General features: G+C 58.4%; 22 protein-coding genes. 10 read left to right on the top strand and 12 right to left on the bottom strand.

Features of this window, described 5'->3' with window-relative positions; genetic code table 11:
• Positions 1–13: 13 nt before the first annotated feature.
• Complete coding sequence (locus tag ACYZTR_RS20075; RefSeq protein WP_461973463.1) at positions 14–418, top strand: hypothetical protein; 405 nt, start codon at positions 14–16, stop codon at positions 416–418.
• Positions 419–565: 147 nt separating this feature from the next.
• On the opposite strand, the gene ACYZTR_RS20070 is transcribed toward ACYZTR_RS20075, so the two are convergent.
• Together ACYZTR_RS20070 and ACYZTR_RS20065 are read right to left on the bottom strand one after the other, a co-directional pair.
• A complete protein-coding gene (locus tag ACYZTR_RS20070; RefSeq protein WP_461973462.1) occupies positions 566–1,564 on the bottom strand; it encodes a sulfate ABC transporter substrate-binding protein in 999 nt (332 codons plus the stop codon).
• 104 nt (positions 1,565–1,668) lie between these two features.
• Complete coding sequence (locus ACYZTR_RS20065) at positions 1,669–2,493, bottom strand: ion transporter (protein WP_461973461.1); 825 nt, start codon at positions 2,491–2,493, stop codon at positions 1,669–1,671.
• 204 nt (positions 2,494–2,697) lie between these two features.
• Between ACYZTR_RS20065 and ACYZTR_RS20060 the strand changes: the two genes are divergently transcribed.
• Positions 2,698–5,277, top strand: coding sequence for an autotransporter family protein (locus ACYZTR_RS20060; RefSeq protein ID WP_461973460.1), 2,580 nt, complete (start codon positions 2,698–2,700; stop codon positions 5,275–5,277).
• Positions 5,278–5,338: 61 nt separating this feature from the next.
• Positions 5,339–6,154, top strand: a complete 816-nt coding sequence (locus ACYZTR_RS20055; RefSeq protein ID WP_461973459.1) for an alpha/beta hydrolase — start codon at positions 5,339–5,341, stop codon at positions 6,152–6,154.
• Between the two features lie 17 nt (positions 6,155–6,171).
• Here ACYZTR_RS20055 and ACYZTR_RS20050 read toward each other — a convergent pair whose 3' ends face one another.
• From ACYZTR_RS20050 to gcl, 6 genes are all read right to left on the bottom strand, one after another.
• Positions 6,172–7,086, bottom strand: a complete 915-nt coding sequence (locus tag ACYZTR_RS20050; protein WP_461973458.1) for an urea transporter — start codon at positions 7,084–7,086, stop codon at positions 6,172–6,174.
• Positions 7,087–7,225: 139 nt separating this feature from the next.
• Positions 7,226–8,641 carry a pyruvate kinase gene (gene pyk / locus ACYZTR_RS20045; protein WP_461973457.1) on the bottom strand — a complete coding sequence of 472 codons (1,416 nt, stop codon included), beginning with the start codon at positions 8,639–8,641 and terminating at the stop codon, positions 7,226–7,228.
• A complete protein-coding gene (locus ACYZTR_RS20040) occupies positions 8,631–9,911 on the bottom strand; it encodes a glycerate kinase type-2 family protein (protein ID WP_461973456.1) in 1,281 nt (426 codons plus the stop codon). Before ACYZTR_RS20040 ends, pyk begins: the two co-directional genes overlap by 11 nt.
• 160 nt (positions 9,912–10,071) lie before the next feature.
• Positions 10,072–10,962 (bottom strand): 2-hydroxy-3-oxopropionate reductase, encoded by an 891-nt coding sequence (locus tag ACYZTR_RS20035; RefSeq protein WP_461973455.1) that lies wholly within the window; start codon positions 10,960–10,962, stop codon positions 10,072–10,074.
• A gap of 50 nt (positions 10,963–11,012) precedes the next feature.
• Entirely contained in the window at positions 11,013–11,795 is a 783-nt protein-coding gene (gene hyi / locus ACYZTR_RS20030) for a hydroxypyruvate isomerase (RefSeq protein ID WP_461973454.1), read from the bottom strand.
• Positions 11,796–11,921: 126 nt separating this feature from the next.
• Positions 11,922–13,697 (bottom strand): glyoxylate carboligase, encoded by a 1,776-nt coding sequence (gene gcl, locus ACYZTR_RS20025; RefSeq protein WP_461973453.1) that lies wholly within the window; start codon positions 13,695–13,697, stop codon positions 11,922–11,924.
• 265 nt (positions 13,698–13,962) lie between these two features.
• On the opposite strand from gcl, the gene ACYZTR_RS20020 reads away from it, so the two are divergent.
• On the top strand, positions 13,963–14,403 hold the full coding sequence (locus ACYZTR_RS20020) for a GlcG/HbpS family heme-binding protein (RefSeq protein WP_461973452.1): 441 nt from the start codon (positions 13,963–13,965) through the stop codon (positions 14,401–14,403).
• A 196-nt stretch (positions 14,404–14,599) separates the two neighbouring features.
• The gene (locus ACYZTR_RS20015; protein WP_461973451.1) at positions 14,600–15,058 is read left to right on the top strand and encodes an REP-associated tyrosine transposase; all 459 of its coding nucleotides are present in this window, start codon (positions 14,600–14,602) and stop codon (positions 15,056–15,058) included.
• Between the two features lie 129 nt (positions 15,059–15,187).
• On the opposite strand, the gene ACYZTR_RS20010 is transcribed toward ACYZTR_RS20015, so the two are convergent.
• Entirely contained in the window at positions 15,188–15,793 is a 606-nt protein-coding gene (locus ACYZTR_RS20010) for a TetR/AcrR family transcriptional regulator (protein WP_461973450.1), read from the bottom strand.
• A 133-nt stretch (positions 15,794–15,926) separates the two neighbouring features.
• On the opposite strand from ACYZTR_RS20010, the gene ACYZTR_RS20005 reads away from it, so the two are divergent.
• Positions 15,927–16,841 (top strand): DUF808 domain-containing protein, encoded by a 915-nt coding sequence (locus tag ACYZTR_RS20005; protein ID WP_461973449.1) that lies wholly within the window; start codon positions 15,927–15,929, stop codon positions 16,839–16,841.
• Between the two features lie 164 nt (positions 16,842–17,005).
• Here the strand turns inward: ACYZTR_RS20005 and ACYZTR_RS20000 are convergent, their stop codons facing one another.
• Together ACYZTR_RS20000 and ACYZTR_RS19995 are read right to left on the bottom strand one after the other, a co-directional pair.
• Positions 17,006–17,794 (bottom strand): MlaA family lipoprotein, encoded by a 789-nt coding sequence (locus ACYZTR_RS20000; protein ID WP_461973448.1) that lies wholly within the window; start codon positions 17,792–17,794, stop codon positions 17,006–17,008.
• Positions 17,787–19,085, bottom strand: a complete 1,299-nt coding sequence (locus tag ACYZTR_RS19995) for a serine/threonine protein kinase (RefSeq protein ID WP_461973447.1) — start codon at positions 19,083–19,085, stop codon at positions 17,787–17,789. Before ACYZTR_RS19995 ends, ACYZTR_RS20000 begins: the two co-directional genes overlap by 8 nt.
• Positions 19,086–19,309: 224 nt before the next feature.
• Between ACYZTR_RS19995 and ACYZTR_RS19990 the strand changes: the two genes are divergently transcribed.
• A complete protein-coding gene (locus ACYZTR_RS19990; RefSeq protein WP_461973446.1) occupies positions 19,310–19,678 on the top strand; it encodes a hypothetical protein in 369 nt (122 codons plus the stop codon).
• 139 nt (positions 19,679–19,817) lie between these two features.
• Here the strand turns inward: ACYZTR_RS19990 and ACYZTR_RS19985 are convergent, their stop codons facing one another.
• The gene (locus ACYZTR_RS19985; protein WP_461973445.1) at positions 19,818–21,413 is read right to left on the bottom strand and encodes a glycoside hydrolase family 17 protein; all 1,596 of its coding nucleotides are present in this window, start codon (positions 21,411–21,413) and stop codon (positions 19,818–19,820) included.
• Between the two features lie 300 nt (positions 21,414–21,713).
• Between ACYZTR_RS19985 and ACYZTR_RS19980 the strand changes: the two genes are divergently transcribed.
• From ACYZTR_RS19980 to ACYZTR_RS19970, 3 genes are all read left to right on the top strand, one after another.
• Positions 21,714–22,565: a glycine betaine ABC transporter substrate-binding protein gene (locus ACYZTR_RS19980; protein ID WP_461973444.1), complete on the top strand. Its 852-nt coding sequence runs from the start codon at positions 21,714–21,716 to the stop codon at positions 22,563–22,565.
• Positions 22,566–22,803: 238 nt separating this feature from the next.
• Positions 22,804–23,115, top strand: a complete 312-nt coding sequence (locus ACYZTR_RS19975; protein WP_461973443.1) for a DUF485 domain-containing protein — start codon at positions 22,804–22,806, stop codon at positions 23,113–23,115.
• On the top strand, positions 23,112–24,770 hold the full coding sequence (locus ACYZTR_RS19970) for a cation acetate symporter (RefSeq protein ID WP_461973442.1): 1,659 nt from the start codon (positions 23,112–23,114) through the stop codon (positions 24,768–24,770). The genes ACYZTR_RS19975 and ACYZTR_RS19970 overlap by 4 nt, the downstream gene beginning before the upstream one ends.
• The last annotated feature ends 550 nt before the right edge of the window (positions 24,771–25,320 follow it).

Genomic DNA, 25,320 nt, shown 5'->3' with positions numbered 1-25,320 from the left:
AGGACACGCCAACATGACCGCCATCGCTCGTATCACCCTTCTCAGTCTGGTAATGGGGTTAAGCGCTTGTGCGGTCCAGCGACCCGAGCCGAAGCCGCTGCCGCCAATCCCGCCCTCGCAGCCCAGACCCACGCCGTCTACGTCACCCACGCCGGGCAAACCGAGCATTCCGGCCAAGCCCGCCAAACCGCTGCCACGTACCTCCGCCAGCTTCGCGCCGCCACCGGGTGGCAACAGCCATTGGGATGCCAAGCTCGGCGTGTACGTTCTCGATGATCAGACCAACACCTTCTACCGCCAGCGCACGTACTATCGCTGGAATAACGGCTGGAGCCGGTCGATCAGCCCGAACGGGCCATGGGAAGACACCGATATCCAGGGCGTGCCGGGTGGGTTGGGCAGGCAGTTCGGGCAGTAAACAGAAACGGCGATCTAAGGATCGCCTTTTTGGGCAGTGTTGCGCCGATTTTTATAGTCCATCAAATCGGGGTAGCTTGATCGGTGGATGGATGACTGGCGACAGGATGATTTCCAGCTACATCGCTCGGCTGCCGTGCCTCAGGAATTACTGGCCGCTGTAAATCTGATCAAAGATCCCACCATCATTGAAGTGAGTCTTCTGCACAGTTCGCCAGTCACCAAAGGTCTTCTCTACCGACAGGAAATCCACTTTCGGGAAACGATCGGTGTACTTGGCCAGCACCGCCGGATCACGCGGACGCAGGTAGTTCGCCGCCGCAATCTCCTGGCCTTCCGGCGACCACAGGTATTTCAAATATTCCTCAGCTGCCGCGCGGGTGCCTTTCTTGTCGACTGTTTTGTCGACCACCGACACCGGCGGCTCAGCTTCAGCGGAGACGCTCGGGTAGATCACTTCAAACTGGTCACGACCAAACTCACGCGCAATCATTTCCGCTTCGTTTTCGAAGGTCACCAGCACGTCGCCAATCTGGTTGGTCATGAACGTGGTGGTGGCTGCACGGCCACCGGTGTCGAGGACCGGCGCTTGTTTGAACAGCTTGCCGACGAAGTCTTTGGCTTTGCTTTCGTCACCACCGTTTTTCAGCACATAACCCCAGGCCGAGAGGTAGGTGTAGCGGCCGTTGCCCGAGGTTTTCGGGTTGGGCACGATCACCTGCACGCCGTCCTTAAGCAGGTCGGGCCAGTCTTTCAGGGCTTTCGGATTGCCTTTGCGGACGATGAATACGGTGGCCGAGGTAAACGGCGCGCTGTTGTTCGGCAGGCGGGTGACCCAGTTGTCCGGGACCAGTTTGCCGATGTCCGCGAGGGCGTTGATGTCGGTGGCCATGTTCATGGTGATGACGTCAGCCGGCAGGCCGTCGATCACCGAACGCGCCTGTTTGCTGGAGCCGCCGAAGGACATTTGCAGGGTGATGTTTTCGTTATGCTCGGTTTGCCAGTGTTTCTGGAAGGCAGTGTTGTAGTCCTTGTAGAAGTCTCGCATCACGTCGTAGGAAACATTGAGCAGGGTCGGTGCGGCCTGAGCCACGCTGGTCAGTGCCAGGCCAGCGGCCAGAAGTGAGGCGCCAAAGAGTTTTTTCACTGCGCATTCCTTGTTCTATAAAGTTTTTATTTAAAAGGTGAGGCAATTTGCCCGCGACTATAGCCGGGCTCGCATAGTCCTTTAAAGATTAAAAAGAACTTTGCTTATTCCAGTTTCTTGAAAAGTTGATTACCGCACCGCGAGCAGAATGCCGCGCCGTGTTCGTGGTTGTTTTTCTTGCACACCGGGCAGTCGTGTTGCAGTTGTTCGCCACGCATGGCGTTGGCCAGTTCGGCGGTAAAAATACCCGTCGGCACGGCGATGATCGAGTAACCGGTGATCATCACCAGCGACGAGACCACCTGGCCCAACGGCGTCTTGGGCACGATGTCGCCGAAACCCACGGTGGTGAGCGTGACGATGGCCCAATAGATACCCTTGGGAATGCTGGTGAAACCGTGTTCCGGGCCTTCGATCACGTACATCAGCGTGCCGAACACTGTGACCAGCGTGCAGACGCTGACCAGAAACACCACGATCTTTTGCTTACTGCCGCGCAGCGCTGCCATCAAATAGTTGGCTTGCTTCAGATACGGGCTGAGCTTGAGCACGCGAAAAATCCGCAGCATCCGAATGATCCGGATGATCAGCAGGTACTGCGCATCGGCGTAATACAGCGCAAGGATACCGGGCACGATCGCCAGTAAATCCACCAGCCCATAAAAGCTGAACGCGTAACGCAACGGCTTCGGCGAGCAGTACAGGCGCAGGCCGTACTCGATGGCGAAAATGATAGTGAAGCCCCACTCGATGTACGCCAGCACGTTGGCGTAGTTCTTGTGGATCGTGTCGATGCTGTCGAGCATCACGATCACGATGCTGGCGAGGATGATCAACAGCAGGATGCCGTCGAAGCGCCGACCGGCCACTGTGTCGCTCTGGAAAATCATGACGTAGAGGCGATGGCGCCAGTCGTTGTTGCTTTCCATAAGGTCTTGCCCAAGTCGAAAATGAGAGAAGCCTGGGCGATTGACGAGGATTTCGCAAGCGGGACGCCGAGTACGCCATGTTCAGCCGGTTCTAGTCGTTCATGGCTTAAGAAATTGATTCTCTCGTCGATATATCGACTTCCCACAGAACAAAAGCCTTTGTTTTGATGTGCGGCTTGGATTTCAGTACCACACGGAAGCGATATGAAAAGTAAGTTTTTCAAGAATAGCCTGCTGGCAATGGTTGTCAGCGCTTCGACCGCTCAGACATTTGCCAGCGAGTACGACCTGAGTCAGGGTTTCAAGGACTGGACTGGTCAAACCCTTGGTGAAACCTTGACCCTGACCGGGCAACGAACCCGCCAGAGCAGTATGGACAATAAAGGTGTCACGTTCTTCCAGAACACTGTCGCGGGCTCACTCATTAACCGGGGCGACTTCACTTTCGACGCCCAAGGCGCGACGGTGACCGGGATCGGACTGGATGCCGGTTTCCATGGCTCCAATTCCAGCGGCAGCAACATCCAGGGTGACTTCATCAATGCCGGCAAGCTCTCTCTTTCCAACGTGAATAGCGCTGAAGGAATCGAGATCGGCAATACCACTATCACCGGCAATGTCATCAACGCCGGGACTGTCTCCATCACCCAGGCATCGGGAGCCAATATCTATGGCGAACCTGAGGGTATCTACCTCCATGGGACCACTATTGGCGGCGATCTGATCAACAGTGGTGTTGTCGATGTGCAGGGTAACTATGCCATGGGGTTGATTCTGGATTCCCATTCCGGGCATCCCGTGAGCATCGCCGGCAGGCTTCTCAACTCAGGGACGATTCGTGCCACGGGCCAGAACGCCTCCGCTTTTCACGTCGAGACCCAAACCAGCGCGTTGAGGATCGAGAACCGCGGGTCGATCATAAGCGTTGGCAAGAACTCCGCGGCTATCGAGTTTTTGGATGGTTCAGTCGATCATTTGCTCAACACCGGGACTATTGAGGCATCGGGTGAAGACGCCGTTGGCATCAAGCTCGGCGGTGCCACTTTCACGCAGAATGCTGTGTCTGGCGCTCGAGGTATTATCAACTCCGGCAATATTACTGCGGACGGTGTTGCGATCCGGGTCGATGCGGGCCAGACATCAGCGTTCGAGATCAACCAGCAAGGTGGCGAAATTCGCAGCAATCATGCGGCGGCCATCGATGGCGCAGGATTGGCGCAACTGAACTGGGCCGGCGGTGCGATCAAGGGCGATCTGCTCAACCTCAATGGGGTGAATGTCGCTGGTCAGGCCAATTACACCGGTAGCAAAATCGACAGCACGGTTTCCATCGTTTCGGGATCTCTAAACCTTCAGAACCAGGGGGTCGAAATTACCGGTGACCTGAACGTCGGTGCCAACAGTGGCATCGATATGTTGCTTTCGGATCGCGTCACATCCGGTACGCCTTATTTGACGGTGGACGGCAAGGCCACCTTCGCCCAGTCCTCCAGAGTGACGTTGAATGCCAAACCAGGTGATTTCACGCCGACCGCTGCCGGCACTCAATACACACTGGTCAAGGCCAGCAGCCTGCAGAACAACGGGTTGAGCGTCACCAGTTCGTCCTCGTTGTTGAACGTCGCCAGCTATACAACCGATGCTCAGACCGTCAACGCACTGGTCACACTGAAAAGTGACAGTCAGGTGGATGAAGAGCAGGGGAGCATCGGCACCTCCAGCAGCACCCGCGAGATCCTCAATCGCTTCAAGAATGGCCCGCTGGGACAATTGAACAGTGATGATGCGGTCTTCAAAGCCTTTGCCAACGCCTCCTCCCAAGAGGAACTGGCAAAGCTCGGTGAGCAACTGGCTCCGGAAGTCAGCGGTGGGGCGGTCAATGCGGCAGTATCGGGTCAGGCGATGATGAATGGAGCCATCGGCAACCGCGTGTCCGGTCTGCGCTCGGGGCTCTCATCAGGGGATTCGCTGGCAGAAACCGGCGTATGGGTTCAGGGGTTGAGCAGCAACCAGGATCAGGACAGTCGTGATGCGGTCGCCGGTTATTCGGCCAACAGCAGCGGTATTGCCGTCGGGGCGGATGGCAAGCTGAATGCCAACTCCACCGTGGGTCTGGCCTATTCCTATCTGAACACTAACGTCACTTCCGATACCGGAAATAAAACCGATGTACAGGGCAGCGCATTGACGCTGTACGGTAGCTGGGATCTGCGCAACTGGTTTGTCGATGGCAGCCTCAGTTACGGGCGCAATGACAATGACAGCAAACGTTACATCGCCGACAGCGTGGCCAAGGCCAGCTACAACAGTGACGCATGGGCACTAAGCGTCTTGAGCGGTTATACCTTCAAACTCACCGACCAACTGATTATCGAGCCGCGCGTCGCCGCACGTTACACCAATATTCAGCTGGACAGTTTTAATGAGCATGGCTCTTCGGCCGCCCTGCACTCCGATGCCCAGCGCTTCGAAATTGGCGAGCTGGGTGCCGGGTTGCGAATGGCCGCTGACGTGCCATTGCTCAATGGCACCCTTACACCTGAAGCGAGCGTGATGGCTTACCATGATTTCATCGGTGACCAGATCAATCAGACCTCCAGTTTCACCTTGGGGGGCTCGCCGTTCATTGTCGCGGGAGCCAGTCCGGTGCGTGATAGTTATGAAGGTCGCATAGGAGTGAAGTATCAAATTGATGCTCTAACCCTGGGGACCCATTACAGCTATCAAGCGAAGACCGGTTTTAACGCCGACACCTTCACCCTTGAAGCGCGCTACGCTTTTTGATCGACTGGATTGCAACGGTTTGCGCTGGTGGACCGTTGCGTCTGATCAACAGGTTGAAACCATGTTTAAAGCACTGGCCGCCATCGGCTTCGCGCTCCTCGGGCTCAGCGGGTGCGCGGTTAAAGTCGATTTGCAGGCGGTAAGCCAAGGCACTTCGCTTACTCCTGGCACGCTTGATAGTTCACCTTACACACTCATGGCCTTGCTACCGCCACCAGGGGGCTACAAGCATCTGCGTGTTTACATTGAAGGCGATGGTCGGGCGTGGGCGACACGATCTCAACCGAGTATCGATCCGACCCCTCGCGTGTCCTTGATGGCGAGATTGGCCGCTGGAGATCGGGGGCCCAGCGCCTATCTGGCGCGCCCTTGTCAGTTCGTGACATCACCGGGTTGCAACACTGATTTGTGGACTTCCGGTCGTTTCAATTCATTGGTCATAGAGACCATGAGTGCGGCCCTTGATCGTCTGAAAAGTCGCTTTGCAGTGGAGCAGTTCGAACTGGTCGGATACTCGGGGGGCGCGGCGATTGCCTTGATCCTTGCGGGTTCTCGTAACGACGTAACTCAGGTGCAAACGATTGCCGGGAATCTCGACCCTGTAAAGTGGGCGAAGCTGATGCAGCTCGCGCCATTCTCGAAGCCGGTGACACCTCTGGAGTTTCGCGACAAGTTGCGTGCGCTCCCGCAACGCCATTTCATCGGTTTGAATGATAAGATCGTGCCGCCTCAAATGCTCCAGGTCTACACCACGCAGCTTCAAGGCAAATGCCTGGAAGTCGTCGAAACGCTCGCCACCCACGATCAGGGATACGATGAAAGTTGGGGCTCGCGGTCGGCTCTGCCATTGGCTTGCGAGACTGACCCATTGCGCTGAATGCAGATTCAGCCCTTTCAGGCGCCACGATTGGTTTGGCGCTCAATAGCGCAAGGCGCGCTATCCACGACGGCCTGGCGCAGCACCCGAATGCCGGCGCGAATCAGCCAGCAGGCGAGGATGAACGGCGCGGTAAGCGTGGCCACACCGAGCGCGGCGAAACCCGGGGTGAGCAACACCGCCAGCGCAATGCCCAGCAGCGGCAGCCAGGGTTGGCGGCGAACCTGGCTGAAGGCGAGGGCGGCGAGCACCGGGTTGTAGCCGTTCAAGCCGAGCAGAGCGCTAGAGGTTTCGTGATGCAGCAAGGCGAATCCAAGGCCGGCAGCGGAACCGAGCAGGGCCCAAAGGAAGGCACGGCGATCGGCGATCAGCAACCCGATAGCAATCAGCGCGCCTGCCAACGGATGGCCGAGAAACATGACCTGACCGAAGCCTTTCATTGAGGCCACGATGAGATTGACGGTATTCAATTCAATAAAGAGGGCTGGGGGTTGGGGCGCAGCGAAACTCAGGAGCAACCAGCTCAATCCAACAAACGGCGCGGTGTAGGCGGGCAGGCATTGGTGGTCGCGGGCACGCTTGAGCCATTGCTGGGTCAGCATTGCACTCAGGCCACCGCAGGCAATGATCAACGGCGGCAACATCGCTGACCATGGGAAATAGAGGCTCAGCAGTAAGCCAAGCAAGATACCGTTGTAACTGAACAGCCCTGCCTGTCGATCGGCCTTGGCATAACCGCGTCGTTGCGCGGTAAGCAACCCGGCGACGCCGCCCAGCAGCGCACCGCCCAGCAGAGCCGGCGCGGTGAAAAGAATGGCCAACAGGCACAGCAGACCGCACAGCGGATGGCGCTGGAGGAAGACCTGACTGAAACCGTTGAGCAAGGCAGTCGCCCAGTCGGGGCAGTGGGTGTTGAAGTGGTTGGCAGGCATGGTAAGTGTCATTCAGTACAGATCGTTCCCATGCGCCGCAAAGGAATGCCTCAATGGACGCTCTGCGTCTGCTGTTGGGACGCAGAGCGTCCCGGGCTGCATTCCCACGCAGAGCGTGGGAACGATCATCGTGTAGGGGTTAATTCAGCGTCTCAATGCGCAGTGAGTTAGTCGACCCCGGCTGCCCAAACGGCACACCCGCCGTGATCAATAAAGTGTCGCCACGCTTGGCCATGCCCTGCGCCTGCGCAATCTCCAGCGCCGTCGAGCACACCTCATCCACCTGCCGCAGCCGGTCATTGACCACCGAGTGCACGCCCCATGCCACCGTCAACCGGCGAGCGGTTTGCAGGTTCGGCGTCAGGTTCAGGATCGGCACCGTCGGCCGTTCCCGCGCGGCTCTCAAACTTGACGTGCCGGACTCGCTGTAATTCACCAGCACCGCCACCGGCAGCACGTTGCTGATGCGGCGGATCGCGCAGCTGATCGCGTCGGACACCGTCGCTTCAGCCTTCGGCCGGCTGACGTCCAACTGCGCCTGATAATCCGGACCGTTTTCCACTTGGCGGATGATTTTGCTCATCATCTGCACGGCTTCCAGAGGGTACTCGCCGGACGCGGTTTCCGCCGACAACATCACCGCATCCGCACCTTCGGCCACAGCGTTGGCAACGTCGGTCACCTCCGCACGGGTCGGGGCAGGGGAGAAGCGCATCGACTCGAGCATCTGCGTGGCCACCACCACCGGTTTGCCGAGTTCGCGGCAGATGCTGATGATGTTTTTCTGAATCTGCGGCACGCTTTCGGCCGGCACTTCCACGCCGAGGTCTCCGCGAGCAACCATGATCGCGTCGCTCAACTCAGCGATCTCGCGCAGTTGAGTCACCGCCGATGGCTTCTCGATCTTGGCCATCAGAAATGCTTTGTCGCCGATCAGTTCCCGCGCCTCGCGAATGTCTTCCGGACGCTGCACAAACGACAGCGCCACCCAGTCCACACCCAGCTCCAGACCGAAGCTCAAATCACGACGATCCTTGGCCGTCAGTGGGCTCAGTTCCAGCACCGCTTGTGGCACGTTCACGCCTTTGCGGTCTGACAGTTCGCCGCCATTGAGTACAGTGGTGTCGATCGCGTCGGCGTATTTGGTAACCACACGAAGACGCAGCTTGCCGTCGTCGAGCAGCAGGTCCATGCCCGGCTCCAGCGCCGCGATGATTTCCGGGTGGGGCAGGTTGACCCGGCGCTCATCACCCGGCGTCGGGTCCAGGTCCAGACGCAGCGCCTGACCGCGATACAATTGCACCTTGCCGTCGGCGAACTTGCCAACCCGCAGTTTCGGGCCTTGCAGGTCCATCAGAATGCCCAACGGATAATTCAGCTGGCGCTCGACTTCACGAATCCACTGATAGCGCTGAGCGTGGTCGGCGTGATCGCCATGGCTGAAGTTCAGGCGGAAGATGTTAACCCCGGCCTGCACCAGCTCACGGATGTCATCGATTCCGTCGGTGGCAGGACCGAGGGTGGCGAGGATTTTTACCTTCTTGTCAGGCGTCATTTTTGGGGTTCTCGAGAATCAGGATGGCACGGAAGTCGTTGACGTTGGTGCGGGTCGGCTCGGTGACGATCAGTGCGTCCAGCGCCTTGAAGTAGCCGTAGCCATTGTTGTTATCGAGTTCATCGCTGGCACTCAGGCCGAGTGCAGCGGCGCGGGCGTAACTGTCCGGGGTCATGATCGCGCCGGCGTTGTCTTCCGAGCCGTCAATGCCATCGGTGTCACCGGCCAGCGCGTAGACGCCGGGCAGGCCTTTGAGGCTGTCGGTCAGGCTCAGCAGGAATTCGGCGTTACGCCCGCCACGACCATTGCCGCGTACGGTGACCGTGGTTTCACCGCCCGAGAGGATCACGCAAGGCGCTGCCAGCGGCTGACCGTGCAGCACGACCTGACGAGCGATACCGGCGTGAACCTTGGCCACTTCGCGGGATTCACCTTCCAGGTCGCCGAGGATCAGCGGGCTGAAGCCGGCCTGACGGGCTTTCACCGCAGCGGCTTCAAGCGATTGCTGCGGACGGGCGATCAACTGGAAATGACTGCGCGCCAGGCTCGGATCGCCGGGTTTGACCGTCTCCGATTCCGGGCTCTGCAGCCAGTTTCGCACCGAGACCGGAACGTCGATGGCGTAGCGCTTGAGGATCGCCAACGCTTCGGCCGAGGTGCTCGGATCGGCCACGGTGGGCCCGGAGGCGATGACCGTGGCGAGGTCGCCCGGTACATCGGAAATCGCATAGGTATAAACCGTGGCAGGCCAGCAGGCTTTGCCGAGGCGGCCGCCCTTGATCGCCGAGAGGTGTTTGCGTACGCAGTTCATCTCGCCGATGTTGGCGCCGGATTTGAGCAGGGCTTTGTTGATTGACTGCTTGTCGGCCAGGGTAATGCCGGCTGCCGGTAGTGCCAGCAGGGCAGAACCGCCGCCCGAGAGCAGGAAGATTACGCGGTCGTCTTCGCTCAGGTTGCTGACCAGTTCCAACACGCGTTTGGCGACCGCCAGACCGGCAGCATCGGGCACTGGGTGAGCGGCTTCGACCACTTCGATTTTTTCACACGGGGCGCCGTGACCGTAACGCGTCACCACCAGACCTGTCACTTCACCCTGCCAGCAGCGCTCGACCACTTGGGCCATGGCCGCGGCGGCTTTGCCGGCGCCGATAACGATCACCCGACCACTGCGATCTTTAGGTAAATGGGCTTCAAGGACTTGCTGCGGATGGGCCGCGTCGATGGCTGTGGCAAACAGCTCACGCAGGAATTGTTGCGGATCGACCGACATGGCGGGCTCCCGGTTTTCTTGTTATTGGGGATATCGGGCCTTGCATCGCCCTCTGTAGGAGCGAGGCTTGCCCGCGAACCGGACACCGCGGTGTTTCTGCTGCACCGAGGCGATCCCTTCGCGGGCAAGCCTCGCTCCTACAGGGGAGCGGGGAGGTGGCTTACTTATCGCGAATCGAGAAATTCGCCATGTGTTCCAGGCCCTTGATCAGCGCCGAGTGGTCCCAGTTGCTGCCGCCGATGGCCGCGCAGGTGCTGAACACTTGTTGGGTGTTGGCAGTGTTCGGCAGGTTGATGCCCAGCTCGCGTGCGCCGGCCAGGGCCAGGTTCAGGTCCTTCTGGTGCAGGCTGATGCGGAAGCCTGGGTCGAAGGTGCCTTTGATCATGCGCTCGCCGTGAACTTCGAGGATCTTCGAGGACGCGAAACCGCCCATCAGCGCTTCACGGACTTTGGCGGGATCGGCACCGTTTTTCGAGGCAAACAGCAGGGCTTCAGCCACGGCCTGAATGTTCAGTGCAACGATGATCTGGTTCGCCACTTTCGCGGTTTGACCGTCGCCGTTGCCGCCCACCAGGGTGATGTTCTTGCCCATCGCCTGGAACAGCGGCAGAACGCGTTCGAAGGCATCGGCATCGCCGCCGACCATGATACTCAAGGTCGCAGCTTTGGCGCCGACTTCACCGCCAGACACCGGCGCATCGAGGTACTGAGCGCCTTTTTCGTTGATTTTTGCAGCGAAGGCTTTGGTGGCGGTCGGCGAGATCGAGCTCATGTCGATCACGATTTTGCCTTTGCCGACACCGGCCGCAACGCCGTCGGCGCGGAACAGCACGTCGTCGACCTGTGGGGTATCCGGCACCATGACGATGATGAATTCGGCTTCTTGCGCCACTTCTTTCGGGGTCGCCAGGGCGACGGCGCCACCGGCAATCAGGTCAGCAGGCGCGGGATCGTGGTGCACTGACAGGAACAGGCTGTGACCGGCTTTCTGCAGGTTCAATGCCATTGGGTGGCCCATGATGCCGGTGCCGATAAATCCGATTTTAGCCATGAGAAATTCCTCTTGTTTTTATTGCTGCCCCCTCATACATGGGGAGCGCTTCAGATAGCGTTATGAGTCTTCAACCAACCCAGACCTGCTTCAGTAGTGGTCAGCGGCTTGTATTCACAGCCGACCCAACCCTGATAACCGATGCGGTCCAGGTGTTCGAACAGGAAGCGGTAGTTGATTTCACCGGTGCCCGGTTCGTTGCGTCCTGGGTTGTCGGCCAACTGGATGTGGTTGATCTCGCCCAGGTGCGCGGCCATGGTGCGGGCGAGGTCGCCCTCCATGATTTGCATGTGATAGATGTCGTATTGCAGGAACAGGTTGGCGCTGCCGACCTGTTCGCGAATCGACAGGGCTTGCGCCGTGTTGTTCAGGTAGAAACCTGGGATGTCGCGGGTGTTGATCGCTTCCATCACCAGTTTGATGCCCGCCGCTTGCAGCTTGTCGGCCGCGTACTTGAGGTTGCTGACGAAGGTTTTTTCCACGGTGGCATCGTCGACGCCTTGTGGACGAATACCGGCCAGGCAGTTGACCTGGGTATTGCCCAACACTTTCGCGTAGGCAATCGCCAGGTCGACACCGGCGCGGAACTCTTCAACCCGATCCGGCAGGCACGCGATACCGCGTTCGCCCTTGGCCCAGTCACCGGCCGGCAGGTTGAACAGCACCTGGGTCAGACCGTTGGCGTCGAGCTTGGCCTTGATGTCGGCGGAGCTGAAGTCGTAAGGGAACAGGTATTCGACACCACTGAAACCGGCCTTGGCGGCGGCTTCAAAACGGGCAAGAAAATCCTGTTCGGTAAACAGCATGGACAGGTTGGCTGCGAAACGCGGCATGGTGGTCTCCCGTTTTAAGTTCTCGTTCCCACGCTCTGCGTGGGAATGCCTCTATGGACGCTCTGCGTCCGCTTGGGACGCGGAGCGTCCCAGGCTGCATTCCCACGCAGAGCGTGGGAACGATCATCAATCCAGCAGCGAAATCGCCGTCGGCGCGTCGTTGCCAACCAGCGCCAGGTCTTCGAATTCGTTGACGGCGTTGATCTCGGTGCCCATGGAAATGTTGGTCACGCGCTCCAGAATAATCTCGACGATGACCGGCACCTTGAACTCTTCGATCATTTCCTGAGCCTTGCGCAAGGCAGGCTGGATCTGGCCCGGTTCGAATACACGCAGCGCCTTGCAGCCGAGGCCTTCAGCGACCGCGACGTGGTCGACACCGTAACCGTTGAGTTCCGGAGCGTTCAGGTTATCGAAGGCCAGCTGCACGCAGTAGTCCATGTCGAAACCGCGCTGAGACTGACGGATCAGCCCCAGGTACGAGTTGTTGACCACAACGTGGATGTACGGCAGCTTGAACTGCGCGCCCACCGCCAACTCTTCGATCATGAACTGGAAATCATAGTCGCCCGACAGCGCCACGACCTTGCGGGTCGGATCAGCCTTGACCACACCCAGCGCTGCCGGAATGGTCCAGCCCAGAGGACCTGCCTGACCGCAGTTGATCCAGTGACGCGGTTTGTAGACGTGCAGGAACTGCGCGCCGGCAATCTGCGACAAACCGATGGTGCTGACATAGCAGGTGTCTTTGCCGAACACCTGGTTCATCTCTTCGTAAACGCGTTGCGGCTTGACCGGCACGTTGTCGAAGTGAGTCTTGCGCTGCAGGCTGGCTTTGCGCTGCTGGCAGTCTTGCAACCAGGCACTGCGGTTTTTCAGCTTGCCGGCGGCTTGCCATTCGCGAGCGACTTCGATGAATACGGTCAGCGCGGCAGCGGCGTCGGAAACGATGCCCAGGTCCGGGGTGAACACGCGGCCGATCTGAGTCGGTTCGATGTCAACGTGAATGAATTTGCGGCCTTCGGTGTAAACGTCGATCGAACCGGTGTGACGGTTGGCCCAACGGTTACCGACACCCAGTACCAGGTCGGACTTGAGCATCGTCGCGTTGCCGTAGCGGTGCGAGGTTTGCAGACCGACCATGCCGACCATCAATGGGTGATCGTCCGGAATGGTGCCCCAGCCCATCAGGGTCGGGATCACCGGGATACCGGTCAGCTCGGCGAACTCGACCAGCAACTCGCTGGCGTCGGCATTGATGATGCCACCACCGGCAACCAGCAATGGACGTTCGGCCTGGTCGAGCATGGCCAGGGCCTTCTCGATTTGCACGCGGTTAGCGGTTGGCTTGGCCAGCGGCAAAGGCTCGTAGGCGTCGATGTCGAATTCGATTTCGGCCATCTGCACGTCGAACGGCAGGTCGATCAACACTGGGCCTGGACGGCCGGAGCGCATTTCGTAGAAGGCTTTCTGGAACGCATAAGGCACCTGGCCCGGTTCCATGACGGTGGTTGCCCACTTGGTCACTGGCTTGACGATCGCGGTGATGTCGACAGCCTGGAAGTCTTCCTTGTGCATACGGGCGCGGGGTGCTTGCCCGGTGATGCAAAGGATCGGGATCGAGTCGGCCGAGGCGCTATAGAGCCCGGTGACCATGTCGGTACCGGCAGGGCCGGAAGTGCCGATGCACACGCCAATGTTACCGGCCTTGGTGCGGGTGTAGCCCTCGGCCATGTGCGAGGCGCCTTCAACGTGCCGAGCGAGGACGTGATCGATGCCACCGACCTTCTGCAAGGCGGAGTACAGCGGGTTGATCGCGGCGCCGGGGATGCCAAAAGCGGTATCAACCCCTTCACGGCGCATCACCAGAACGGCGGCTTCGATTGCTCTCATTTTGCTCATGGTTTTGGTGCCTCGTACGTTTTGTAATTGTATACAAGTGGCTTTGCGCAGAGTGTATTCACGGCGGACGGCGCAGGTCAATCCATTTTCTCAAGCAACTGTTTCATTCGTCGGAAGCCCGATCTACTGTGGCTTTTCGTCGCATGTGGCGCTTTTCGAGAATTATTGTATACAAAAAAATAACTCATTGTGTTCTATTTGTTGCATCGGACTCTGAACGAAAACAGTCCAGCAGCTTTCCCTGTAACAAAATGAGGACGGCACCATGAGCGCTTTAACCTTGAAAGTCGCAGTCAACTTGATCAGTCAGGCCATCTCCGCGGGGCGTGCAATATCGGCGGCTCCATTGACCATCGCGGTGCTGGATGCCGGTGGGCATTTGGTCGCCCTGCAACGCGAAGACGGCGCCAGTCTGCTGCGCCCGCAGATCGCCATCGGCAAAGCCTGGGGCGCCATCGCCCTGGGCAAAGGCTCGCGCCTGCTCGCGCTGGACGCCCAACAACGCCCGGCGTTCATCGCCGCTTTGAATAGTCTGGGTCAGGGCAGTGTGGTGCCGGCACCGGGCGGCGTGCTGATCCGGGATCAGGACGGGAACGTGCTGGGGGCGGTGGGTATCAGCGGGGATCTGTCCGATGTTGATGAGCAGTGTGCGATCAGTGCGATCGAGGCGATGGGGTTGCGGGCGGATGCGGGGGTGACGGCTTGATTTGTGGTGACTGATTGACCGCTGTCGCGAGCAAGCCCGCTCCCACAGGGATTATCTGAACGACAGAGGTCAACTGTGGGAGCGAACTCGCTCGCGATGGCGATCTACAGGACACATCCAGCTAAAAATCTGCCCCACCCTCAAGCATTTACAGGTCTAGCCTTCTACATGACTTCATCATGAGAGAGGCAAAGGAATGCCTGATCTTCCAGCTTCACATCGCCTGCGCCTTGGTCGCTATGCAGAACAAAACCGCATCTATCTCCTTACGACCAATACACTTGGCCGAGCGCCTGTTTTCAAGGATTTTTCTTTGGGTCGGTTGATCGTGGGTCAGTTTCGTTATGCTCAAGATCAAGGCTGGGCGAACTCGCTGGCTTGGATGGTCATGCCCGATCATTTCCACTGGCTGATCGAGTTGCAGCAGAGCTCGCTGAGTAAGCTGATGCAAAAAACCAAATCTTTGAGTACGAGAGCGGTGAACTTGTCCATTGGGGGCAAAGGTAGTCTTTGGCAGCAGGGCTATCATGATCGGGCGCTGCGGCGAGATGAGGACTTGGTAAAACTTGCTCGGTATGTCGTGGCCAACCCATTGCGGGCAGGCTTGGTAGAGCGGCTTGGCGACTATCCGCTGTGGAATGCTATCTGGGTTTGATCAGGTACCGAGTTGCCGCCATCGCGAGCAAGCTCGCTCCCACAGGGATTGTTGGTGCTCACATATTTTGTGTTCACCCCAAATCCACTGTGGGAGCGAGCTTGCTCGCGATGGGGTCGACTCGGTCTATCAGTCCGGCTCACACCCCTTCAGCACCAACCGGATAATCGTCTGCGCCGCCGCTTCATAATCTGCCTCATCCAGTTTGGCCTTGCCGGTAACCGCAGAAATCTGCCAATCAAAGTCGGCATAGGTCTGGGTCGCGGCCCAGATGCTGAACATCAGGTGGTTGGGGTCGATGGGGGCGATTTGACCGCGGTCGATCCAGGTCTGGATGCAGTCGATGTTGTGCTTGGCCTGGCCGTTGAGCCGTTCCACCAGATCGGCGCTCAGGTGCGGGGCGCCGTGCATGATTTCGCTGGCGAACACCTTGGAGGCGAAGGGCAGGTCGCGGGAGATGCGGATCTTCGAGCGGATGTAGCCGCTCAGCACTTCACTGGGCACGCCGTCGGCATTGAATGGTGTCGAGGCCTGCAGGATCGGCTCGATGATGCTTTCCAGGACCTCGCGGTAGAGGTTTTCCTTGGATTTGAAGTAGTAATAGACGTTGGGCTTGGGCAATCCCGCCTTGGCTGCGATGTCACTGGTTTTGGTCGCAGCGAAGCCCTTGTCGGCAAATTCTTCACTGGCGGCACGCAGGATCAGTTGTTTGTTGCGCTCGCGGATAGTGCTCATAAACCAGGGGGTTCCTTGCCTGTTCTGGCGGTTGCGCATGGTAGCACCGGCCTCGCGCGGCGCTCAAGAATGCCCCGCAGCGTGTTAGGCCGCGCTATGCTGCGCAGCATTCATTATCGAGGGAGCCTGATTCATGGCAGGAAGCAGTTTGCTGTTGCTGATCGACGACATTGCCGCGGTACTCGACGACGTGGCATTGATGACCAAAATGGCTGCCAAGAAGACTGCCGGCGTGCTCGGGGACGATCTGGCGCTCAACGCTCAGCAGGTTTCCGGCGTGCGTGCCGAGCGAGAAATTCCGGTTGTCTGGGCGGTGGCCAAGGGCTCGTTTCTTAACAAGCTGATCCTGGTGCCGTCGGCCCTGGCCATCAGTGTGTTCATTCCGTGGCTGGTCACGCCGTTGTTGATGGTCGGTGGCGCCTATCTGTGTTTCGAAGGTTTCGAGAAGCTGGCCCACAAATTCCTGCACAGCAAAGCTGAAGATCAAGCCGAACATGCCGAGCTGGTCGAGGCCGTGGCCAATCCAGCGGTCGATCTGGTGGCGTTCGAAAAGGACAAGATCAAGGGCGCCATCCGCACCGACTTCATTCTTTCGGCGGAAATCATCGCCATCACTCTGGGGACCGTGGCTGATGCTTCACTGACCCAACAAGTCATCGTGCTCTCGGGCATCGCCATCGTCATGACTATCGGCGTCTATGGCTTGGTAGCGGGCATCGTCAAACTCGACGACCTCGGTCTGTGGCTGACCCAGAAGCCGGGCCAGATGGCCAAAAGCATCGGCGGCGGGATCCTGCGTGCGGCACCGTACATGATGAAAAGCCTGTCGGTGATCGGCACGGCAGCGATGTTCCTGGTGGGTGGCGGGATTCTGACTCACGGCGTGCCGGTGATTCATCACTGGATTGAAAGCGTCAGCGCGGGGGCGGGCGGTGCCGGGTTTATCGTGCCGACGTTGCTGAATGCGGTGGCGGGGATTGTGGCGGGTGCGGTGGTGTTGGCGGGTGTGATGGTTGCCAGCAAGCTCTGGAAAACCCTGAAATCCTAAACCTGTGGGAGCGAGCCTGCTCGCGAAGAGGTCATAACATTCAACATCTATGTTGACTGATGGACTGATTTCGCAAGCAGGCTCGCTCCCACACTTGATTTGTGACTGACATGAAAAAGGCCATTCGACTCGCGTTGAATGGCCTTTTTTTGTTGCCGTCGGACTTACTCGGCGATCTGCAACTTGCGCGACTCGGTGTAGACGTAACGCACTTTCTCGTACTCGAACGGCGAGTTCAGTTGGCCGTAGCGGAAGCCGGTCTGGTAGCGTTTGTCGACGCTGCGCAGGACCCAGACCTCGGGGTGGTTGGAGCTGACTTCGGAGACGTTCAGGAAGTTGATCGCCGACTCGGCCGTGAAGTCCACTGCCAGGCCACCGGTGTCGCGGATGTTTGAAGGACCAAGGATTGGCAGCACAAAGTAGGCGCCGCCCGGTACGCCGTAGAAACCCAGTGTCTGCCCGAAGTCTTCGCTCTGGCGTGGCAGGCCCATGGCGGTGGCCGGGTCCCACAGGCCGGCGATGCCGACGGTGGTGTTGAGCAGCAGCCGTGCGGTGGTTTCCATCGAGCGCTGCCCCTTGAACTGCAGCAGGCTGTTCAACAGGTTCGGTACGTCACCGATGTTGTTGAAGAAGTTGCTGACGCCAGTACGCAGGAAGCTCGGAGTGATGTAGCGATAGCCGTCAACCACGGGCAGGAACACCCATTGGTCGAAGCGGTAATTAAAGTGGTAGACGCGGCGGTTCCACTCTTCCAGCGGGTCGTAGACGTTCAGCGCGTTAAGCGTCGAGCGTTCGAATTCGCGCTGATCCAGCCCCGGGTTGAATTTGAGTTTGCTCAGCGGCTCCTTGAAGCCGTCACTGTCGATGACAACCGGTGCGTTGGCTTTGCTGTTGTCGGCATTGGCGACGCCTGCACAGAGTAACGCTGCGATAAGCAGGAGGTATTTAGCCACGGAAAAACTCCAGCATGGCGTCGCTGTTGACGCGGTAATTAAGGTTGCCGCAATGGCCGCCCAGTGGATAAACGGTCAAACGATCGCCAAAGGTCTTGCGCAGGAAACCGAGGTCGCCAGGGCCGAGGATCACGTCGTCGGCGTTGTGCATGACCGCGATTTTCGGGCTGTCATGCAGGTAATCCTTCAAGGCATACAGGCTGGCCTGATCGATCAGTTGCAGCAGGCTCCCGCCATCGGTTCGTGCACGCCACATCGGGATCACTTGTTCGGTGATGTAGCAGTCGAAGTCGCACTGCAGCGCACGCTTGAGGTACGGCGTGAGGCTGGTGCCTTCGGTGATCGGGGTTTTCGGCGGGGTGATCAGGCCACGACGGTTGATCAGGTCCGAGGTGAAGGCAATGTCGGCCGCCGAGAAGCGGAACGAGGTGCCGATCAGCATGGCCATCTGTTCGTTGCTCAGGTGCTGCTTGGACTGCTGGAAGTCATAAAGCAGGGCATCGTTGAGGTCGATATAGCCCTTCTGCTGGAAGTAGCGGGTCAGTTTGTTCAGCACCAGTTCATAGAACGTTGTGCTGTTGTTGATGCCCTTGACTTCCGTTTGTACAAGCTTGTCCAGGTTGGTGATCGAGGTGTAGAGATTGACCGGCGGGTTGAGCAACAAGACTTTCTTGAAGTTGAAGCTGCGGCGGGTTTCGTCCAGGTGTGCGACAAATGCCGCATCCAGTGCGCCCAGGCTGTAGCCGGTCAGGTAGTAATCAGTGACGGGGACTTTCGGGTTTTGTGCCCGCACAGCCTGCATCACCCGATACAAGTCTTCGGCGTCTTCCTTGGTAATGCCGGGTGTAGCGAAACGTGAGGCGGCGCTCATGAAGTCGAAGCTGGTGGGCGACGACAGTTGCACCACATGGTAGCCGGCCTTGTAGTAGAGTTTTTTCAGGTACTCATTGTGGCTGCTGTCATAGCGCGCGCCGGTGCCGGCGATCAGGAAGATCAGCGGTGCGGCTTTGTCCTGGGTGGCGATGCGATAGGTGAGTTTCTTCACCGGCCAGAAGTTGTCCGGCAGATCGAATGCACGCTCCGGGCGCAACGTGACGCTGCGAGTTGCCTGATCGATGTCATCGTCCAGCGGTAACTCCGGACGCAGGTCCGGCGGCGTCGTCGCGATTGTCGCCTCGAACGGGTTGGTCAAGGGGTAGCCATAACTGGCGGCGTCGATGTCGACGGCCAGTGCGGACGCACTCAAAATAAGGCCGCCAAACAGGGCGGCGAAGCGCAAAGAACGGAGCATGACTAGATCTCTTAGAGAAAGGTGCCAAATGAAGTTCGCAGGCTATGACCACGGGGTTTGCGCCAAAGTGCCATGGATCGGCACCAATCAGGCCTAGTTTCGAACTAATAGTAGCTGGACGATACACTTTGCAGCTATTTCGTGACCAATTATCTGTTGCACGCATTTGCTTACCGCTGGCGGGAGATTAAGCTGGCCGCCGTTTTCGTTTATTGGAGTGCTTCATGTCCCGCCGCCTGCCTGTGATTCTGCTACTCGTTCTCCTGCCGTTATGGCTGGCCGCCAGTTATGGCGCACGTTATGGCTTTATGGAGGATGCTCAATGGGTCGGCATCTGTGTGGACGAAGCGAGTCGCTGGGAATGCCAGATTCGTTCGAGCCTGGGGTTGATGATTCACTTCAAGGTCTTGGGTTTCGTGGCATTGGCGGCAGCCGTTATCGGTTTTGTGCTGCCGGGCCGGGCAGGGTGGTGGCTGGCCGTGCTGGCGCTGGTGTTCGGGTTTCCGGCACTGGCGTTGTACAACACGACTTTGGCGGTGTTTGCGGTGGTGATTGCTGCTTTGCGTCTGGTTCGCGCCTCTCGCAGCGCCTGATAGATCGTCATCGCAAGCAAGTCGAATCGTCGCACCGCCGCTCCCACAGGGTTCTTCAGCGAATACAGAGTTTGTATATGACAAAAATCCCTGTGGGAGCGTGGCTTGCCCGCGAAGAGGCCAGTCGCCTCGCTGAAGATTAGCCTTTACGAACCCGCAAACTGCGCCACAACGCTGCAACCATCAACCCACTCACTAGCGCCCAACCCCAGGCCTGCTGGTTCTGCAACCCTTCCTGATACAGCTGCGGCGCAATGCCAGCACCGATGATGAAGGTCAGCAGGGCAATCTCACGACGCGGCACGCTTACCGGGCGGCACAGATAAACCAGCGCCGGCAACAGGAACGCGACACTCGGAAAGCTGCGATAGCGCGGGTCGAACACCAGTTCCAGCATGATCACCGCAGCGGCAAACCCCGCCGCTGCCACCCACCAGCCCGCCCGACGTTCCAGCGCATTGAATGCACGTTCACGCCAACCGGTGCGAGCGCTCAGGGTCAACGCGGCATGGGCCAGCACCAACAGATTCAAACCCGTCAGCAGCGCCACCCACAACCATTCACTGGCAAAACGGGTGGTGACACGCGCCAGATCGCCCCAAGCGCCAATCGAGCAAGCCGCCAGCGCACCCAGCAGCGGCAGGACCAACGCTGCGCGAGTGCTGCGAACACGCCCGCCGAGGATCAGTGTGCCGAGGAAGATCAAACCACCCACCACCAGCCACTGCGACCAGTACGGCACGTTCGACACCGGACCTGCCAGCACACCCTTGTCCTGACGATCGGCGTCGAACAGCCCCCAGTAACCACCGACAGCACCTTCGCTGGCGCGTTTCCACGGCTGGTCAAAAGCTTCGATCAGGTTGTAATGCCAGCCTTGCTGCTCGGCCATGATGACAAAAGAGCGAATGAACTTGGCTTCATTGACCCGGCTCGGCAGAGCGGTTTCACGCTGACGGCCTTCGCTCGGCCAACCGGTTTCGCCAATCATCACGTCCTTGGGCGCGAATTTGTTACCGAACACCTGACGCACCTCGGCTACATGTTGCAGGGCAGCGTCGATATTCGAGGGATCGTCTTCCCAGTACGGCAGCAAATGGATGGTCAGGAAGTCTACTGCCGGGGCGACTTCCGGGTGCTTGAGCCAGAACTCCCAGACGTCGGCGTAAGTAACAGGCTGTTTGACCTGGCTTTTGACTTTATGAATTAGCTTTGCCAACTGCGCGCCAGTGACTTCCTTGCGCAACAGGGTTTCGTTGCCGACGATCACTGACGTCACCACGTCCGCGTTCGCGTTGGCTGAGGCGATCAGCAGGTCGACTTCCTTGGTGGTGTCTACCGGATTGCTGTTGACCCAGGCGCCAATCATCAGCTTCAGCCCGTGCTTGCGCGCCAGGTCGGGCAGGGCCTCAAGGCCCGTCATCGAGTAGGTGCGGATGCATTCGAAACGAGTCGCCAGCAGCGCGAGGTCGGCGTCCATGCGCTCGGGGCGCAGCTTGAACGGCTGATCGAACGGCGATTGATCCTTGTCGAACGGGGTGTAGGAGGCGCATTGCAGCTTGTGCGTCGCGCTGGCCACATCCGGCAGCATCACCGGTTTACCGAGGCCGTACCAGAAGCCACCGAGGGCAAAAAGCCCCAGCAGGCAGGCGAATAGATAAGCAAAAAAAGGAAAGCGTGATGTCGCGGGCATGGTCAGGCCGTCTGGGAGCAAAGCCGCGCATGTTACCTTCATTTGCCGCGTGCTTGGTGGCCTGCATAATTTTGACATGCAAAGTTCGGGCGGAGTGGCCGGCGGACTTCCGGTGGTCTAGATTAATGGCGTTCTGATGTCGTTTCTCGATGCGTTGAGGTCGCTGGCAGAGAAGGTCGCTATTGGCGTGAGGTTGATTATCGACGCATCAGTGCTCTCATAGATAAATCGCGCTGATGTTCGAACGAGTTTGCGGTGGGCGTGATGGGGGCGCTGTGCACCATAACAATACGTTGACGCGACTCGGCATCCGTCGAGCGCAGCACTTTCGGGGAAGTAACGATGAAGATGCGACGACTTTTAGGCGCGAGTGCCGCTCTGGTGCTTGCGATTGGCTCCACATTCGCCAATGCCGAGAGCAAAACCCTGAGCATCGGCTACGTTGATGGTTGGTCCGACAGCGTTGCCACCACTCATGTGGCGGCCGAAGTGATCAAGCAGAAGCTGGGTTATGACGTGAAGTTGCAAGCCGTCGCCACCGGGATCATGTGGCAGGGTGTGGCCACCGGGAAACTCGACGCCATGATGTCTGCGTGGCTGCCTGTGACTCACGGCGATTACTGGACCAAGAACAAGGATCAGGTCGTCGATTACGGTCCGAACTTCAAAGACGCGAAAATCGGCTTGATTGTGCCGGAGTACGTCAAAGCCAAATCCATTGATGATCTTAAAACCGACGACAGCTTCAAAAAACGCATCGTCGGCATCGACGCCGGTTCAGGCGTTATGCTCAAGTCCGAGCAGGCGATCAAGGACTACGATCTGACCGGCTATCAACTCAAGGCCAGTTCCGGCGCCGGGATGATCGCCGAGCTGACCCGTGCCGAGAAGAAAAACGAATCCATCGCCGTCACCGGTTGGGTGCCGCACTGGATGTTCGCCAAGTGGAAACTGCGCTTCCTGGATGACCCTAAGGGCGTTTTTGGTGCGGCTGAAACCGTGAACAACATCGGCAGTAAAGAACTGGCCACCAAGGCTCCGGAAGTTGTCAAGTTCTTGAAGAACTTCCAGTGGGCGTCGAAAGACGAAATCGGCGAAGTCATGTTGGCCATTCAGGATGGTGCCAAACCTGAAGCCGCAGCGAAGGATTGGGTGGCCAAACACCCGGAACGCGTTGCAGACTGGATCAAATGATTTGAGCTGACGCGTCTAGTCAGCACCTTCCAGGGCCGCTTGGCATCACTGCCAAGCGGCCTTTTGCATTCCCGCATTTGTTGTAGAGAGAAGACGGGTGCAAAGCAGGCTAATTATTAATTGCTGAAAATGGCAAAACCGTCATGTCGTTCTAATACTAAGGTCGTCTGGAACCAGTTCTGTAGCCGCTTAGAGTGGATGACGTTACAACTTCATCTGTGCTGCGAGGATAAAAACAATGAACGACAGCATTTACCTCTCGATTCAAAACAGCCCGCGCTTCAAGGAGCTGGTTAGTAAGCGAGAAAGGTTCGCCTGGATTCTTTCGGCGATCATGCTTGGGCTTTACTCCGGATTCATCCTGTTGATTGCTTACGGGCCGCATATTCTGGGCGCGAAAATAAGCCCTGAGTCTTCGATTACCTGGGGGATACCCATTGGTGTCGGGTTGATTCTCTCGGCCTTTATCCTGACTTCAATCTACGTACGACGCGCCAATGGCGAATTCGACGACCTGAACAATGCGATTCTCAAGGAGGCTCAGCAATGATCCGGCGTCTAATGGCTCTATTGAGCATCGCAGCTTTCGCGCCGGGTGCCTGGGCCGCTGAAGCTCTGACTGGCGAAGTCAATAAACAACCGCTTAACGTCTCCGCGATTCTTATGTTCGTTGCGTTCGTCGGTTTGACCCTGTGCATCACCTACTGGGCCTCCAAGCGCAACAATTCGGCGGCTGACTACTATGCGGCGGGTGGCAAGATCACCGGCTTCCAGAACGGTTTGGCAATTGCCGGCGACTATATGTCCGCGGCGTCCTTCCTGGGTATTTCCGCCCTGGTGTTCACCTCCGGCTACGACGGCCTGATCTACTCGATCGGCTTCCTGGTGGGCTGGCCGATCATTCTGTTCCTGATCGCCGAGCGCCTGCGTAACCTGGGTAAATACACCTTTGCCGACGTGGCGTCCTATCGTCTCGGGCAAACCCAGATCCGCACGCTGTCCGCTTGCGGTTCGCTGGTGGTGGTGGCGTTCTACCTGATCGCGCAAATGGTCGGTGCCGGCAAGTTGATTCAGCTGCTGTTCGGTCTCGACTATCACATTGCAGTCATCCTGGTCGGTGTCCTGATGTGCCTGTACGTGCTGTTCGGTGGCATGTTGGCGACCACTTGGGTGCAAATCATCAAGGCAGTGTTGCTGCTGTCTGGTGCGTCGTTCATGGCGCTGATGGTGATGAAACACGTCAACTTCGACTTCAATGCGCTGTTTTCCGAGGCGATCAAGGTTCACCCTAAAGGTGAGGCGATCATGAGCCCGGGCGGTCTGGTGAAAGACCCGATCTCCGCGTTCTCCCTTGGCCTGGCGCTGATGTTCGGTACCGCTGGCCTGCCGCACATTCTGATGCGCTTCTTCACTGTGAGTGACGCGAAAGAAGCTCGTAAGAGCGTGCTGTATGCAACCGGCTTCATTGGCTACTTCTATATCCTGACGTTCATCATCGGCTTCGGCGCGATCCTGCTGGTCAGCACCAACCCTGCCTTTAAAGATGCTGCTGGCGCGTTGTTGGGCGGCAACAACATGGCGGCGGTGCACCTGGCTAATGCGGTCGGTGGCAGTATCTTCCTGGGCTTCATCTCGGCAGTCGCGTTCGCAACCATTCTGGCTGTGGTGGCTGGTTTGACGCTGGCCGGTGCTACGGCGGTGTCTCATGACCTTTACGCCAGCGTGATCAAGAAGGGCAAGGCCAACGACAAGGACGAGATCCGCGTCTCGAAAATCACCACCATCTTTCTGGGCGTGCTGGCGATCGGTCTGGGCATTCTGTTCGAAAGCCAGAACATCGCGTTCATGGTGGGCCTGGCGTTCTCCATCGCGGCGAGCTGTAACTTCCCGGTGCTGTTGCTTTCCATGTACTGGAAGAATCTGACCACTCGCGGAGCGATGATCGGTGGCTGGTTGGGTCTGGTGAGTGCTGTGGGTTTGATGGTGCTTGGGCCAACCATCTGGGTGCAGATCCTGCATAACGAGAAGGCTATCTTCCCGTATGAGTACCCGGCGTTGTTCTCCATGGCCATTGCGTTTATCGGGATCTGGTTCTTCTCGATTACTGACAAGTCGACCGCGGCTGACAATGAGCGGGCGCTGTTCTTCCCTCAGTTTGTTCGTTCGCAGACGGGGTTGGGGGCGAGTGGGGCGGTTTCTCACTAAGGCTTCAGGTTTGCTTATGTAAGCTGCGTTAAACAGAAATGCCCCGGTCGAGAGATCGGGGCATTTTTTTGTTGGGTGGCTTGCAGGGCGGTTTGATGGTGTACATATCCGTTTCTGCGGTAACGGCTTCTGGCGGTTTCGCTCTTACAGCGAGTCCCTTTTTCAAACGCCAAAAAGGAACCAAAAGGCTTCGCCCCGGCGTACGGCACTTCGCTAAAGCTCAGTGTTCCCTCGCTACGGTGCCCATCAGGGGGCATCGCCTACGGTCTGCTTCGCGACGACCTCCTCTCGATGTGTGCGGCTTCGCCGCACGGCGCTACGCGCCTAACCCCCTGATGAACACCTCCACTCGGCCTGCCGAAGGGGCGAAAGATCAAAAGCAGGAACAACATCAAAAGCCAAAGCCAAGCAAAGATCAAAATTTAAAAAGATCGCAGCCTTCGGCAGCCCAGGAGGAACGTGTGCTCTGGAAATCAGGCCGGCCGGTCGGCCGCCTCGCTTGTGCTTTTGCGGTGTGCGCCCCCTCGAGAGGCCGAGTGGAGGTTCTGCG

The sequence above is a fragment of the Pseudomonas sp. Hz4 genome, from assembly GCF_054898165.1.
The sequence above is the reverse complement of the archived record's forward strand: the minus strand, read 5'-3'. Positions and strand labels throughout refer to the sequence as shown.